Source organism: Ciceribacter sp. L1K22, from assembly GCF_017599385.1.
In the GTDB taxonomy this organism is placed as follows: domain Bacteria; phylum Pseudomonadota; class Alphaproteobacteria; order Rhizobiales; family Rhizobiaceae; genus Allorhizobium.
The window spans coordinates 1-344 of the sequence record NZ_JAGFPK010000008.1; the positions used below are offsets into that span (position 1 = coordinate 1).

At 71.2% G+C, this 344-nt stretch carries 1 protein-coding gene; it reads right to left on the reverse strand.

The features are described 5' to 3' along the window. On the reverse strand, positions 1–344 hold a 344-nt coding region (locus J5J09_RS22410), incomplete at both ends, for an autotransporter outer membrane beta-barrel domain-containing protein (protein WP_208554486.1).

A 344-nucleotide genomic window follows, 5' to 3' on the forward strand; every position in this document is an offset into this window, starting at 1 on the left:
TCGAGAAAGGCGGAATCGCCGAGCAGGTCGGCGAAGTCGCCGGTAATGCCGCCGGCGGCGCTGAGCACGGTATAGGTCTGGCTCTCCTGGTAGCTGGTGGCGGCATCGAGCGCCGTCACCTGCATCGTGGCGCCGTCGATGACGGCGGTGCCCGCGACATTGGTGCGGTCGGCGGTGGCAGCCGAAACGTCGACGGCATAGGTCGAGCCGGCGTCAAGCACCAGATTGCCGGCAATCGTCAGCGTGCCCGGCGAAAAGCCCGGCGCCAGCGTGCCGCCGCTGCCGATGGTGACGGTGCGCCCGGCCGTGCCGAAGGTGCCGGTGCCGCCGAGCAGCCCGCCGCC